The 13965-nt window shown below is 70.9% G+C and carries 16 protein-coding genes and 1 tRNA gene; 10 read left to right on the top strand and 7 right to left on the bottom strand.

All coding sequences use genetic code 11. The annotated features are described in order from the left end of the window. Positions 1-28: 28 nt before the first annotated feature. Positions 29-295 carry a DUF4031 domain-containing protein gene (locus tag IFU40_RS06645; protein ID WP_055939938.1) on the bottom strand — a complete coding sequence of 89 codons (267 nt, stop codon included), beginning with the start codon at positions 293-295 and terminating at the stop codon, positions 29-31. A 212-nt stretch (positions 296-507) separates the two neighbouring features. Here IFU40_RS06645 and rplU point away from each other — a divergent pair, with 212 nt between their 5' ends. From rplU to rsfS, 9 genes are all read left to right on the top strand, one after another. Beyond that, positions 508-816 carry a 50S ribosomal protein L21 gene (gene rplU / locus IFU40_RS06640; RefSeq protein ID WP_055836929.1) on the top strand — a complete coding sequence of 103 codons (309 nt, stop codon included), beginning with the start codon at positions 508-510 and terminating at the stop codon, positions 814-816. An 18-nt stretch (positions 817-834) separates the two neighbouring features. Then, complete coding sequence (rpmA, locus tag IFU40_RS06635; RefSeq protein WP_055836932.1) at positions 835-1095, top strand: 50S ribosomal protein L27; 261 nt, start codon at positions 835-837, stop codon at positions 1093-1095. Between the two features lie 95 nt (positions 1096-1190). After that, positions 1191-2735, top strand: a complete 1545-nt coding sequence (gene obgE, locus IFU40_RS06630) for a GTPase ObgE (protein ID WP_055836935.1) — start codon at positions 1191-1193, stop codon at positions 2733-2735. Next, on the top strand, positions 2732-3568 hold the full coding sequence (proB, locus tag IFU40_RS06625; protein WP_055836938.1) for a glutamate 5-kinase: 837 nt from the start codon (positions 2732-2734) through the stop codon (positions 3566-3568). The genes obgE and proB overlap by 4 nt, the downstream gene beginning before the upstream one ends. 4 nt (positions 3569-3572) lie before the next feature. Continuing rightward, entirely contained in the window at positions 3573-4832 is a 1260-nt protein-coding gene (locus tag IFU40_RS06620) for a glutamate-5-semialdehyde dehydrogenase (RefSeq protein WP_070407911.1), read from the top strand. Between the two features lie 51 nt (positions 4833-4883). Further along, a complete protein-coding gene (locus IFU40_RS06615; protein ID WP_055836944.1) occupies positions 4884-5108 on the top strand; it encodes a hypothetical protein in 225 nt (74 codons plus the stop codon). 10 nt (positions 5109-5118) lie between these two features. After that, a complete protein-coding gene (nadD, locus tag IFU40_RS06610; protein WP_055836947.1) occupies positions 5119-5715 on the top strand; it encodes a nicotinate-nucleotide adenylyltransferase in 597 nt (198 codons plus the stop codon). Beyond that, positions 5712-6914, top strand: coding sequence for a hypothetical protein (locus IFU40_RS06605; RefSeq protein ID WP_191925816.1), 1203 nt, complete (start codon positions 5712-5714; stop codon positions 6912-6914). Before nadD ends, IFU40_RS06605 begins: the two co-directional genes overlap by 4 nt. After that, positions 6911-7291 (top strand): ribosome silencing factor, encoded by a 381-nt coding sequence (gene rsfS, locus IFU40_RS06600; protein WP_055836953.1) that lies wholly within the window; start codon positions 6911-6913, stop codon positions 7289-7291. Before IFU40_RS06605 ends, rsfS begins: the two co-directional genes overlap by 4 nt. A gap of 100 nt (positions 7292-7391) precedes the next feature. On the opposite strand, the gene IFU40_RS06595 is transcribed toward rsfS, so the two are convergent. The 3 genes from IFU40_RS06595 to IFU40_RS06585 are packed head-to-tail and all read right to left on the bottom strand — an operon-like array spanning position 7392 to position 10347. Then, positions 7392-8309 (bottom strand): TAXI family TRAP transporter solute-binding subunit, encoded by a 918-nt coding sequence (locus IFU40_RS06595; protein ID WP_191925815.1) that lies wholly within the window; start codon positions 8307-8309, stop codon positions 7392-7394. Then, positions 8306-9694, bottom strand: a complete 1389-nt coding sequence (locus IFU40_RS06590; RefSeq protein ID WP_191925814.1) for an ATP-binding protein — start codon at positions 9692-9694, stop codon at positions 8306-8308. The genes IFU40_RS06595 and IFU40_RS06590 overlap by 4 nt, the downstream gene beginning before the upstream one ends. Continuing rightward, complete coding sequence (locus tag IFU40_RS06585) at positions 9691-10347, bottom strand: response regulator transcription factor (protein WP_191925813.1); 657 nt, start codon at positions 10345-10347, stop codon at positions 9691-9693. Before IFU40_RS06585 ends, IFU40_RS06590 begins: the two co-directional genes overlap by 4 nt. A gap of 192 nt (positions 10348-10539) precedes the next feature. On the opposite strand from IFU40_RS06585, the gene IFU40_RS06580 reads away from it, so the two are divergent. Then, complete coding sequence (locus IFU40_RS06580) at positions 10540-11904, top strand: MFS transporter (protein WP_055836964.1); 1365 nt, start codon at positions 10540-10542, stop codon at positions 11902-11904. A gap of 154 nt (positions 11905-12058) precedes the next feature. Here the strand turns inward: IFU40_RS06580 and IFU40_RS06575 are convergent. The 3 genes from IFU40_RS06575 to IFU40_RS06565 form a co-directional block, all read right to left on the bottom strand. Further along, positions 12059-12131 (bottom strand) — tRNA-Ala (locus IFU40_RS06575). Positions 12132-12173: 42 nt separating this feature from the next. After that, positions 12174-13082: a 3-methyladenine DNA glycosylase gene (locus tag IFU40_RS06570; RefSeq protein ID WP_191925812.1), complete on the bottom strand. Its 909-nt coding sequence runs from the start codon at positions 13080-13082 to the stop codon at positions 12174-12176. Beyond that, complete coding sequence (locus IFU40_RS06565; protein ID WP_055836970.1) at positions 13079-13789, bottom strand: SOS response-associated peptidase; 711 nt, start codon at positions 13787-13789, stop codon at positions 13079-13081. Before IFU40_RS06565 ends, IFU40_RS06570 begins: the two co-directional genes overlap by 4 nt. Between the last annotated feature and the right edge of the window lie 176 nt (positions 13790-13965).

Here is a 13965-nt window from a genome sequence, read left to right as displayed (position 1 = left end):
GGCGACGGGTCGCGGCCCCACACGCGTGTCAGCGGCGTTCGCGCGCCGTGATCCGCAGGCCCGAGGCCCGCAGGCGTCGAACGAGCTCTTTGCCGCCGACGTGCTGGGCTCCGGCGGCGACCAGGTCGGCGTGCCGCTCATCGGGGACGTCGTAGTGGTCGAGATCGAACGCGCGGCGGGGGATTCCGGCCGCGGCGGCGAAGGCGTGCAGTTCGTCGAGGTCGCTGTCGCTGACCAGGTGCGCCCACAGTCGTCCGTGCGCGGGCCACTGCGGATCGTCGATCAGAATCACCATCCCGCGATCCTAGGTCGACACGCGGGCCGAATGCTTTTGCCGGATGCCGCCCGGTGAGCTAAACTTGACCCTTGGTGCGTCGCGTCCGCCCTTACTGGAGCGTGACCCCGCGGGCTTTGCCCGCCGGATCGCACCGAGACTTGGGTCGCCAGACCCTCCCGACGTCATCAGACAACCGGAGCTCCGCGCTCCCGAACGAAAACAGGTGTGAAGTGGTTTACGCAGTTGTGCGCGCCGGCGGCCGCCAGGAGAAGGTCCAGGTCGGCACGGTCGTCGTGCTCGACCGCCAGAAGGCGAAGATCGGCGAGAGCATCCAGCTGCCCGCCGTCCTGTTCGTCGACGGCGACGCGGTCACGACCGACGCCGACAAGCTCGCGAAGGTCTCGGTCACGGCCGAGGTCCTCGGCGAGGAGCGCGGTCCGAAGATCGTGATCCAGAAGTTCAAGAACAAGACCGGCTACAAGAAGCGCCAGGGCCACCGCCAGGACCTCACGCGCGTCAAGATCACCGGCATCAAGTAAGAGCCAGGAGACGCAGAGATGGCACACAAAAAGGGCGCAAGCTCCACCCGTAACGGTCGTGACTCCAACGCACAGCGCCTCGGCGTGAAGCGCTTCGGCGGTCAGGTCGTCCTCGCCGGCGAGATCATCGTCCGCCAGCGTGGCACGCACTTCCACCCCGGCGCCAACGTCGGCCGCGGTGGCGACGACACCCTGTTCGCCCTGGCCCCCGGTGCGGTTCAGTTCGGCGCCAAGGGCGGCCGCAAGGTCGTCAACATCGTCACCGCAGCAGCGGAGTAATACCGAGCGCTCAGCGCTTCAGAGGGGGTGGGCACACAGCCCGCCCCCTCTTCTTTTCTTCCCGGCACCCGCCGGTCCGTCCTGAAAGGACACTCATGGTCACCTTCGTCGACCGCGTCACCCTGCACCTCCGTGCGGGCAAGGGCGGCAACGGCTGCGTCTCGGTGCGCCGCGAGAAGTTCAAGCCTCTGGCCGGCCCCGACGGCGGCAACGGCGGCAGCGGCGGCGACGTCGTGCTCGTCGCCGACCCCCAGGTCACCACGCTGCTGTCGTACCACCACTCGCCGCATCGCACCGCCGGCAACGGTGGTTTCGGCATGGGCGACCACCGCTCGGGCGCGATGGGCGAAGACCAGGAGCTCCCCGTGCCGCTCGGCACGGTCGTGAAGGACCCAGACGGCACCGTGCTCGTCGACATGCTCACCCCGGGCATGCGCTTCATCGTCGCCCCCGGTGGTCTCGGCGGCCTCGGCAACGCCTCGCTGTCGTCGCCCAAGCGCAAGGCCCCCGGCTTCGCGCTGCTCGGAACGCCCGGCTGGGAAGGCGACGTCGTCCTCGAGCTCAAGACCGTCGCCGACATCGCCCTCGTCGGCTTCCCGTCGGCGGGAAAGTCGAGCCTCATCGCCGCCGTCTCGGCGGCGCGACCGAAGATCGCCGACTACCCCTTCACCACGCTGCACCCCAACCTGGGCGTCGTGCAGTCGGGTGACATCCGCTTCACCATCGCCGACGTCCCGGGTCTCATCGAGGGCGCGAGCGAGGGCAAGGGCCTGGGCCTGGAGTTCCTCCGCCACGTCGAACGCTGCACGGCTCTCGTGCACGTGCTCGACTGCGCGACGCTCGACCCCGGTCGCGACCCGCTCACCGACCTCGACGTCATCCTCGCCGAGCTCGGCGCCTACCCCGTGCCCGAGGGGCAGACCCCGCTCCTCGAGCGCCCGCAGATCATCGCGCTGAACAAGATCGATGTGCCCGAGGCCCGCGAGCTCGCCGACTTCGTGCGTCCCGACCTCGAGGCCCGCGGTTTCCGTGTGTTCGAGATCTCCACGGTCAGCCGCACGGGCCTGCGCGAACTCACCTTCGCCCTGGCCGACGTGGTGGAGCAGCACCGCCTGGCGTCGATCGACGAGGCTCCCGTGGAGCGCATCGTCATCCGCCCGCAGGGCACTCGCAAGGACTTCGAGATCAAGGTCGAGGGCGGCACCTACGGTCCCGTCTACCGCGTGCTCGGCGACAAGCCGGTCAAGTGGGTGCAGCAGACCGACTTCCAGAACGAAGAGGCCGTGGGCTACCTCGCCGACCGTCTCGCGCGCCTGGGCATCGAAGAGGGCCTGTTCCGCGCCGGTGCGGTCGCCGGTGCGACCGTCGTCATCGGCCCCGGCGACGGGATCGTCTTCGACTGGGAGCCCACGCTCACCTCGGCGGCCGAGCTCATGACGGCCCCCCGCGGCACCGACCCCCGTCTCGTGCAGAACCCGCGCCGCACCTCGTCGGAGCGCCGCGAGCGGTACCACGAGCGCATGGATGCCAAGGCCGAGGCCCGCGCCGAGCTCGAGACCGAGCGGCGTGCCGCCCGGGCCGTGGGCATCGGCGCCGACGGGGATCCCTCGCTGTCGTCCGCCGAGGACGAGGAGCGGTGAGCGCGACCTCGCGCTCCGCGATCCCGGGAGCCGGCCGCGTCGTGGTGAAGGTGGGCTCGTCGTCGATCAGCGGCGACGGGGCGCACCGGATCGACACGATCGTCGAGGCTCTCGCCCACGCGCGCGGCGCGGGGACCGAGGTGGTGCTCGTCTCGTCCGGGGCGATCGCGACGGCCCTGCCGTTGCTCGACCTCGGCGGCCGACCCAACGACCTGGCGACGCAGCAGGCCGCGGCCGCCGTCGGTCAGAACGTGCTCATGTGGCGCTACCAGACCTCGCTCGACCGCTTCGGCCTGCTTGCCGGGCAGGTCCTGCTCACGGCGGGCGACCTCGAGAACGCCACGCACCGTTCGAACGCGCGCCGGGCGATGGAACGGCTGCTGGGTCTCGGCATCCTGCCCATCGTCAACGAGAACGACACCGTCGCGACCCACGAGATCCGTTTCGGCGACAACGACCGGCTCGCCGCTCTCGTGGCGCAGCTGATCGGTGCCGACGCACTCGTGCTGTTGAGCGACATCGAGTGCCTGTACACGCTGCCGCCGAGCGAGCCCGGAGCGCGCCCGATCGTCGATGTGGCGTGGGGCGACGACCTGTCGCAGTTCGAGTTCGGCGCCGGCGTCGTCAACGGCGTGGGGACCGGGGGAGCGGCGACCAAGGCGTCGGCCGCGAAGCTGGCCTCCACCGCCGGCGTCGGGGTGCTCGTCACCAGCGCCGACCTCGTCTCATCCGCTCTCGCGGGCGATGCGGTGGGCACCTGGTTCGCCCCGAATCCCGACCCCGTCACCCTCGCCACCGGCCCGGTGGGCGCCGTGGGCGCGCCGGTACACTGAGCGCATGACCACGATCGCCGCCTCCGTCGATGAGCGCTTGCGTCTGGCCAAAGACGCCGCGCGCGAGATCGGTCTGCTCGATTCCGAGCGTAAGACCGCTCTGCTGAACGCGGTCGCCGACGCGATCGAGGCGGCGTCCGCCGAGATCGTCGCGGCCAACGCCGACGACCTCGAACGCGGACGAGCGGATGCCATCGGCGACGCCCTCCTCGACCGCCTGCGCCTCGATGCCGGACGCGTCGCAGCCCTGGCGGCGGCGGTGCGCGATGTCGCCGGCCTGCCCGACCCCGTCGGCCGTGTGCTCGACCGCCGGACGCTCGCCAACGGACTCGCCCTCGAGAAGGTGGCGGTACCGTTCGGGGTCGTCGGGTCGATCTACGAGGCGCGCCCGAACGTCACGGTCGACATCGCCTCTCTCGCTTTGCGCTCCGGAAATGCGGTCGTGCTGCGCGGCGGTTCCGCGGCGCAGAGCACCAACGCGACCCTCGTCTCGGTCATGCGCGCGGCGCTGCAGGCCCAGGGCGTCAGCCCCGAGGCCGTGCAGAGCGTCGACGACTTCGGCCGCGACGGCGCGCGTGCGCTCATGAACGCGCGCGGACTGGTCGACGTGCTCGTGCCACGCGGAAGCGCGTCGCTGATCGAGACGGTCGTGACCGAGTCGACCGTTCCGGTCATCGAGACCGGGGCCGGCGTGGTCCACGTCTTCCTCGACGCCACGGCCCGTGACGACTGGGCGCGCGACATCGTGCTCAACGCCAAGACCCAGCGGCCGAGCGTGTGCAACGCCGTCGAGACAGTGCTCGTCCACCGCGACGCGGCCGATCGACTGCTGCCCGAGCTGCTGGCATCGCTGTCCGATGCCGGGGTGACCGTGCACGGCGACGACGTCACGCGGGCACACGACGCGCGCGTCGTCACCGCGACCGAAGACGACTGGGCGCGTGAGTACGGGACGCTCGACCTGGCCGTGCGTGTCGTCGACGACCTCGACGACGCCCTCGCCCACATCCGCCGTTACTCGACCCACCACACCGAGTCGATCATCACGGCCGATCAGGCCTCGGCCGACCGGTTCCTCGCCGAGGTCGACTCGGCCGTCGTCATGGTCAACGCCTCCACCCGCTTCACCGACGGGGGAGAGTTCGGCTTCGGCGCCGAAGTCGGCATATCGACTCAGAAGCTGCACGCCCGCGGTCCCATGGGCCTCGCCGAACTCACGAGCACCAAGTGGCTCGGGCGCGGCGACGGCCAGGTCCGCGCCTGACCGCCTAAAATGGGCTGCGCGCCCCGCGCAGACCTCTCGAACGGAGCACAGATGACTTTCGTCTCACTTCTCGCCCACGCTGCAGAAGAAGGCGCCCACCACGGCGGCAACGTGCAGGCCCAGACCTTCTGGTTCGGCGCCGTCGCGTTCGTCGTGTTCGTGTCGCTGAGCCTGGTCACGCTGTCGTACCGCAACGTCGCCAACCGCCACGCGCACAAGGCCGACGCCTACACGAAGAAGCACGGGACGCCCACCCCCGAGGCGCACGGCCACTGAGGCCCACCGTATGTCGGTGACGCGCGCCCCTCGGATCGGGGTCATGGGTGGGACGTTCGATCCCATCCATCATGGTCACCTCGTCGCGGCCAGCGAGGTGGCGCAGTCGTTCGACCTCGACGAGGTCGTCTTCGTGCCCACGGGTCGCCCGTGGCAGAAGGACGACGTCACCGAGAGCGAGCACCGCTACCTCATGACGGTGATCGCGACGGCCTCGAACCCCCAGTTCACGGTGAGCCGCGTCGACATCGATCGGGAAGGCCCCACCTACACGATCGACACGCTGCGCGATCTGCAGGAGCAGCGTCCGGGAGCCGAGCTGTTCTTCATCACCGGTGCCGACGCCGTGGCGCAGATCCTGGGGTGGCGAAACCATCAGCAGCTGTGGGATCTCGCGCATTTCGTGGCCGTCTCGCGGCCCGGACACGTGCTCACCACCGAAGGCCTGCCCACCGAAAACGTGAGCCAGCTGGAGATCCCGGCGCTGTCGATCTCGTCCACAGACTGCCGCGCCCGTGTGCGCCGAGGACACCCCGTGTGGTACCTCGTGCCCGACGGCGTCGTGCAGTACATCGCGAAGCACCACCTCTACCGGAGCAATGCATGAGCACTTCCGAGAACCCCGAGACCCCCGCGCTGACCCGCCGTCAGCTGCGCGAGCTCCGCCACACCGGCGCGACGCCGATCATCGCGCCCGAGACGGATGCCGAGTCCTCGGCGCCCGCGACCGACAGCACCGCCGAGACGGCGGCGCCCGCCGAGACCACGGCGTCGAGTGCACCGGTCGTCGACGATGCCGCCGCGTCCGACGCCCCGGTGGACGATGCCTCTGCCGACGTCGCGGCTGCCGACGTACCTGCTGCCGACGTACCTGCTGCCGAGGCCCCGGCGGTCGACGACGCGGCCCCGACCGCGTTGTTCCCCGCGGCGAAGTCCACCGACGAGCCCGCGCCCGCGGCATCCGGTGCCGACGAAACCGCACGTGAAGACAGCGCACGCGAAGACACCGCGCGCGAAGACACTCCGGCCGCCGCGCGCCCCTCGGCCTTCGAGCCTCCGTTCGGCGACCATGGCGCCGACTTCGGCGTTCCGGGACTCACTCGCCGCCAGGCGCGCGCGCAGGAGAAGATCCGCACTGCCGCGGTGCCGGTCATCACGCCCGACCTCGAGCCCGCCCTGCCGCGTCAGAACTCCCCGTTCGCTCCTCTGCCCCAGGCCGAGTCGACGCGGCCGGCGATCTTCCGCCCGTCGGCGCCCGACACCGCCGAGACGCCCGCCGCGGCCGATGACGCCCCCGGCGCGTCGGTGGTGAACCCGGCGCTCGGTTCCGAGTTGCTCGACGGCGCCAAGCCCGACGTCACCCTGCCCGACTCGTTCGACCAGCTCATCGCGCGCAACGCCTCGGCGAGCGGCGCGGTGTCGACGCCGAACGCGCTGATCCTCTCGCAGACGCCCTCGGGCGTGCCGCTGGTCGGCCCCGTCACCGCGACGGGCGAGGTCATGATCACCGGCACGTTCGAGCTACCCGAGGGCCTCGGCTCCGTCGGTCACGCCCCGGGCACGACCGACGGTCGCGACGCCGATGCCGTTCTTCTCGACGGCGAGCTCCCGCCCGCCTCGTCTCCCACCCCGATCGCGGCCAGTGCCGCCATCAGCACCGTCAAACAGCCCGGCGAGATCATTCGCCCCCCGGCGCCCGAGAAGGGGAGCAAGCTCCTCATCGGCCTCATCATCACGACCGGCGCGCTGGCGCTGGCGGTGGCCGTCACCCTCGTGCTCGCCTTCACGACAGGAGTCTTCCGATGACCGCCACCGCCAACGGACGGGAGATGGCGCAGATCGCCGCTCTCGCCGCCGACGCCAAGAGCGGCGACGACATCGTCGCCCTCGACGTCTCCGAGCCCCTTCCGCTCGTCGACATCTTCCTGCTCGTCACCGGTCGCAATGAGCGCAACGTCGCCGCGATCGCCGACGAGATCGAAGACAAGCTGCTCGAGCACGGCCACAAGCGTCTGCGCCGCGAGGGGCGTCAGGAGTCGCGCTGGGTGCTGCTCGACTTCGGCGACCTCGTGGTCCACGTCTTCCACGAGGAAGAACGTGTCTACTACGGCCTGGAGCGCCTCTGGAAGGACTGCCCCGTCGTTCCGATCGAGCTGCCGACGCCCGCGGGCGCGCCCGAGTAACGACCCCCACGACAACGCCCTCGGCCCTCACGGCCGGGGGCGTTCTGTGTGCGTGGGGCGTGTTCGCGCCGGCCCATTCGCGCTGTGCCCGCCCGACCACTCACCCGTAGCGTTCGCGATACCGCCGCTCGGCCGCCGCGTGCAGGGCGATCGGCAGGGTGTCGATGAGGCTCGCCGGAGTCAGGTACTGGATGCCGAGGGCCCCGGGCGCCACGAGGCGCGCCGCGTCGTCGATGAGCACGTCGACGACGCGCTCCACGAGCGTGTCGTCGAGGTCGGGGCGGGCGAGCAGCAGGTTGGCGACGCCGATGGCGGGAACCGGGGAGTCCGCGCCGTAGACGCCGGCGGGGATGGTCGTGGCCACGTACGCGTCGGGGTAGCGCTGCAGGAGCGTCGGCAGCACGGGCGTCGTGTCGAGCACCGCGATGGGGGTGCGGGCGGCGAGCTCCGCGATCTGGGGCGTCGGCACCCCACCCGACCAGAACAGCGCATCGATGCGGCCCCGCTCCAGATCGACGGCGGCATCGCGGAGCGGCCGCTCGGTCGCCGACGCGGGCGACAGTCCCGCGGCATCCATCACCCGGCGCGCGGTCGCGGCCGCACCCGAGCCGGGGGCGCCGAGCGAGACGCGCGTTCCGGCGAGCTCGGCGAGCGAGCGCGGGCCGTCGGGTGACCGGACCAGGCACTGCAAGTAGTTCTGGTAGACCCGCCCGATCGCGACCACCCCACCGCTCGCCGCCGCCGCCGAATCCGCGAGCGAGAGGGCGAGCTCCACGCGGCCCTGCGACAGCAGGGCGAGGTTGTCGACGCTGCCCTCGGTCTGCAGGGCGGTGATCTCGAACGACCCGGACCCTCGGGCGACGTCGCTCAGCAGCTGGCCGAACTGCAGGTAGCTGCCGCCGGGTTCGCCGCAGCCCAGCGTCAGCACGGTCGGCGCGGTGGGCACGCACCCCGCCAGTACGACGGTGCCCGCCGCGGCGCCCGCCCACAGGAAGCTGCGCCGCGAGACCCCCGTCACGTTCTGTCCCAGATCAGGTGCGCCGCGAGTCCACCCTCGCGCGAGCGGCGCAGCTCCAGCCGCCCACCGGCGGCCCGCATCAGCTGCGCGACGATGGCGAGCCCGAGGCCGGTGCCGGTGGTGCCGCCGTCGAGACCGGCGCGCCAGAAACGCGTGCCCAGGCGCGGAAGGTGCGCGTCGTCGAGCTGCGTGCCCGAGTCCTCCACGCGCACCTCGAGGCGTCCGGCATCCTGTTCCACGCTCACCCGCACCCGCGCGCCCGCACCGGCGTACTTCGCCGCGTTGTCGAGCAGCACATCGAGCATCTCGTCGAGGTCGGCGCGGCCGCAGGGGACCACGATCGCCGGGGAGTCGTCGATGCTGAGCGTCAGTCCCGCGGCGTGCAGGCGCGCACGGTGCCGTTTCACCAGGTCGGCCGCGGTGACCGAGCATTCACGCGGGGCGCCCTCGTCTCGTGCGTCGTCGTGACCCTGGGTTCGCGCGGCAGCGCGGTGCTCCGCGTTGGCGAGGGTCAGCATGCGCTCCACGGTGTGCTCGAGGCGATCGAGGTCGTCGTCGACGGCCGAGAGGTCGTCGGCCGCGTCACCGTCGCGGGCGAGGCCGTCCACGCGCAGCCGGATGGCCGCGAGGGGCGTCCGCAATTGGTGCGAGGCATCGGCGACGAAACCGCGCTGCTGCTCGAGGCTGTTCTCGACCTCATCGGCCATCGTCGCGAATGCCCGGCTGAGGCGGCGCAGCTCGGGCGGTCCCGAGGGACGCAGCGGTGCGGGATCGCGATGGGCGGTGAGGTCGGCGACCGCGGAATCGAGCGCGCGCACCGGGCGCAGGATCCAGCGGGTCCACAGCAGCGAGGCGACCATGAGCACGCTGAGCAGCAGCACCCCGATCGCGGCGATCACGGCCCACGCGCGCGAGACGTCGGCTTGCGCGCCCCGCAGGTCGACCGCGAGCACCACGACGCCGGCCGACAGATCACCGGCCGCGATCACGGGCACCGCGACGAGGGCGCTCCGGGGTCCCCAGGGGGTGACCCGGGGGAGCGACAGCTGGGGAATGGCCCGCGAAGCCGCGGTGACGAGCTGATCGACGGCGGCATCGCGGTGCAGCTCGCCCGCCGAGGCGACCGGTTCCCCGCTCTCGTCGAGGACGAGCACCGACTCGGCGTAGACCGCGTGGAAGCGCTCGAGGTAGGCCTGGAGTCCCTCGACGTCGGACTGCACGAGCGCCGTCCGGGCGCGCTGCACGACCTGGTCGAGCGCCGCGGTGCGCTGCAGGGCGAGCTGCTGCGTGCGGGAGTCGGCGAGCGACTGCGCCACGGGGATGAGCACGGCGATCACGGCGATGAGACCGAAGACGAGCAGGGGGAGCAGCACCCGCAGCTTCACGCGGCATCCTCGAGGCGGTAGCCCAGGCCGCGGATGGTCGTGATGGTCACCTCGGGGAGCTTCTGGCGCACCTGCCCCAGGTGCACGTCGAACGATCGCGACGATGCCACGTACGCGTCTCCCCAGACTTCGTCGAGGATCTGCCGACGGCTCACCGCCTGCCCCGCGCGTCGGGCGAGGGCGTACAGGATGCCGAACTCGTTGGGCGTCAGCGCGACCTCGCGGTCGGCGGCGTGCACGCGGTGGGCGTCGATGTCGATCTCGACCGAGCCGACCCGCACGCGCAGGGGCTCGTCGGGCGGGCTGTAGCGACGGGTGACGGCCAGGAGCCGCGCCAACAGCTCGTGGAGGCGCACCGGCTTGACGAGGTAGTCGTCGGCGCCGAGCGACAGTGCCCGCACGGTGGAGCGCTCGTCGCCGCGGGCCGTGACGACGATGACGGGGAGCGAGCTCACCTCGCGCAGCTGGCGCAGTACGTCGAGCCCGTCCATGTCTTCCAGCCCGAGATCGAGCAGCACGACCTGGGCGTCGCGGTGGCGCAGCAACACGTCGCTGCCGCGCGCGACACGGGTGCACGCGTGCCCGGCGCGCGTGAGCGCCGAGACGAGCGCCGCGGCGACCGAGCCGTCGTCCTCGGCTACGAGTACGTGCATGGCCCCATCGTAGGCTCACGCGCCGGGGTCGCCCCCGGCGGCGGGCCGGGGTCAATGTAAGGCGCATGTAAGGATCTCGGGACGGGCCCCCGCGCGCCGCCACGATAACGGGATACGACTCGTCGCCGCCGCCGGGCCCCGTCTTCGACGGCGTACGAGACGAGAACCGTCCATCGACCGATCGGATTACCCATGTCAACGACGACGACGATCCCCACGAGCCTGCGACGCTCCATATCGAACACGCTGAAGGGCTCGGCCGGCAACCTGGTCGAGTGGTACGACGTCTACGTCTACTCGGTGTTCGCGGTGTACTTCGAGTCGCAGTTCTTCGACTCCGACGACAAGAACTCCTCCCTCTACGTGTGGGCGATCTTCGCCGTCACTTTCCTCATGCGTCCGATCGGATCGTGGTTCTTCGGCCGCTTCGCCGACCGCCACGGACGCCGGCTGTCTCTCACCGTGTCGGTGTCGCTGATGGCGTTCTGCTCGCTCGTCATCGCCCTCGCCCCGACGGCCGAGGCGATCGGCGCCGGAGCCGTCGTCATCCTGGTCTTCGCCCGCCTGGTGCAGGGCTTCGCCACCGGCGGCGAGTACGGCACGAGCGCGACGTACATGTCCGAGGCCGCCATGCCCGGTCGTCGTGGCTTCCTGTCGTCGTTCCACTACGTCACGCTCGTCGGTGGGCACGTGCTCGCCCAGACGACCCTGCTCGTCATGGTGCTCACCCTCGACGACGAGGCCATCTCGGCGTGGGGCTGGCGCGTTGCCTTCGCCATCGGCGGGGTCGCCGCGGTGGCGGTGTTCTGGATGCGCCGCACGATGGACGAGTCGCTCGAGCAGAGCGTCATCACCGACAACAAGTCGGGCCGCTCGAAGGAGTCGGGCTCGATGCGCGACCTGCTCGTCAACAACTGGCGTCCGCTGCTGCTCTGCTTCGCCGTCACCGCGGGCGGGACCGTCGCGTTCTACACCTACTCGGTCACCGGACCGAACATCGTCAAGACCGCCTTCTCGGGCGGCGACGTCGTGGCCGGCACGATCATCAACCTGGTCGCCCTGACCGCACTCATGCTCATGCAGCCCATCGGCGGCTGGCTCTCCGACAAGGTCGGCCGCAAGTCGCTCCTGGTGTTCTTCGGCGTCGGCGGCGTGCTCTACACGTGGTTCCTGATCACGATGCTCCCGCAGCAGACGAACGAGTTCGCGGCGTTCGCGATCCTGCTCGGAGGCTTCATCATCCTCACCGGATACACCTCGATCAACGCGCTGGTGAAGGCCCAGCTGTTCCCGACCCATGTGCGGGCGCTCGGCGTGGGCCTCGGCTACGCGCTGGCGAACTCGCTGTTCGGCGGCACGGCCCCCCTGCTGTACGCCGGGGCGCAGAGCGCCGAGCAGGTGCCCGTGTTCATCGTCTACGTCACGGTCATCATCGCGGCCTCGCTCGCGGTGTACATCTTCGCCCTGCGCAACAAGGCCCCGAACTGGCTCGACGATGAACTCCTCATGCGCGAGGCCCAGCAGGCCAAGACGCGCGTACCGGTCTCGTCGCGCTGAGTCGTCTCACCGGATGCCCCTCCCGCACGGGAGGGGCATCCGTCGTGTGGCGAAGGGCCGGGAACGGATGCCGGGAGCCCGCCGACGCGGCCGGAACCCACGCATCGACCGGAACGACGAAAGCCCCCGCCGAAGCGGAGGCTTTCTCTCTGGGTGGACCTGAGGGGACTCGAACCCCTGACCCCCTGCATGCCATGCAGGTGCGCTACCAGCTGCGCCACAGGCCCGGATATTTTGTTTTCCGCCCCCTTCGAGGCAACTCCATGAGCTTACAACACAGATCGCGGGCGTAAGAAATCGGCGCGGCCGGGCGTGTCGTCGGTGCCCGTGACCGCGCGGATGACGTCGCGCCGCAGACCCTGACCGCGCTCGCTCAGACTCCTCTGACGGGCCACGTACTCGGCCTTGCCCTCGGCCGTTTCGATGGGCACGGGCAGGTAGCCCCAGTCGCGCAGGTCGTAGGGCGAGGCCTGCATGTCGAGGGTCCGGATGTCGCGGGCGAGCTCGAACGCCGCGAGCAGCAGGGGGCCGGGAACGAGAGGACCGAGCTTCACGGCCCACTTGTACACGTCCATGCCCGCATGCAGACAACCGGGCTGCTCGCGCTCGGCCTGGTCATCGCGGGAGAGGGGCGTACGGTTCAGCGGCACCGCATCGGGCGTGAAGAACCGGAACGCGTCGAAGTGCGTGCAGCGCAGGTCGTGGGCCTCGACCACCGCGTCGGTCCCGTCGCGGCCGAGCCGCAGGGGCACCGCGTGCCGCACCTCGTCGGCGCGGTAGGCCATGGCCCACTCGTGCAGCCCGAAGCAGCCGAACTGCGCCGGTCGGTCGGCGGTGGCCCGCAGCAGCGAGACGATGCCGCGATACAGGGATCCGCGCTCGGTGCGGAAGCTCTCGGCATCCACTCGCACGCCGTCACGGTCGCCGCGGTACCAGCGCCAGGCGGCGCGCTCGTCGGCGTCGCCGAGTACGACGTCGATGCCGGGGTGCCAGCGCCGCAGGATCGCCGGCTTGTACGAGTAATAGGTGAAAAGGAAGTCTTCGACCGGGTGCTTCTCGGCCCGACTCGCCCGCGCGCGATGGTCGGCGGTCAGCGCGTCGGCGCGTGCGGCGTGCGCATCGGCGAGAACGCTCCACTCGGCGCGCGAGAGCGTCGTCGTGTCGAGGACGGTGCTCACTCGACGGCGTCGATCAGCGCGGGGGAGTCGTTGCGCACATTGCCGACGTCGGACGACACGACGTGGTCGTCGAGCGTCTCGGCGACGTCGGGGGCCGCGTCGATCGCGGCGTCGAGCACGTCGCCGACGTTCTCGGTGGTCGGGTCGAGCCAGGCGTCGGCGAAATCGGGGTCGAGGAACAGCGGCATGCGGTCGTGGATCGATCCCAGGCGGCCGATGGCGTCGCGGGTGAGGATCGTGCAGCTGAGCACCCACCGGGCGGGGTCGTCGTCGGCGAGCGAGGGGTCTTTCCACCACTCGTACAGCCCGGCGAAGAACAGCGGCGAGCCGTCGGACGGGTGGATGTAGTGGGGGGTCTTGCCCTCGTCGGTGGTCTTCCACTCGTAGTACCCGGATGCCGGGATCACCGCGCGCCGCTTGATGAGCGCGGTGCGGAACATGGGCTTGTCTTCGACCTCTTCGGCGCGGGCGTTGAACGCCCGGGCGCCGATCTTGACGTCTTTCGCCCACCCGGGCACGAGCCCCCAGCGCGCGACCTCGAGGCGCCGGACGGGGGGTTCGCTCTTGATCGAGTCGAGCACGATGCCCACGCGCGACGTGGGAGCGATGTTGTACGACGGCGGGGGCAGCTCGTCGGCCTCGACGTCGACGCGCAGCACCCCCACGAGCTGGGAGGCCACGTTGGCTACGACGAAACGACCGCACATGCTTCCACCGTACGCGCCCCCTCCGACATCGAGCCGTGTGCGGCGTCCGGAGCTGACGGCCTTCGCCCCGCGTGCGTGCGTGTGGTCAGCGATGCGCGCATCCTCCGCCCGAACGGCCCGGATGCCGCGGAGGTTGTCCGCATCGAGGAGGCTACGACCAGCGTCGCCCCGCCCGC

Source organism: Microbacterium sp. CFBP 13617, from assembly GCF_014839445.1.
GTDB lineage: Bacteria > Actinomycetota > Actinomycetes > Actinomycetales > Microbacteriaceae > Microbacterium.
Note: the sequence above shows the minus strand (reverse complement) of the source record. Positions and strands in the feature narration are given on the sequence as shown.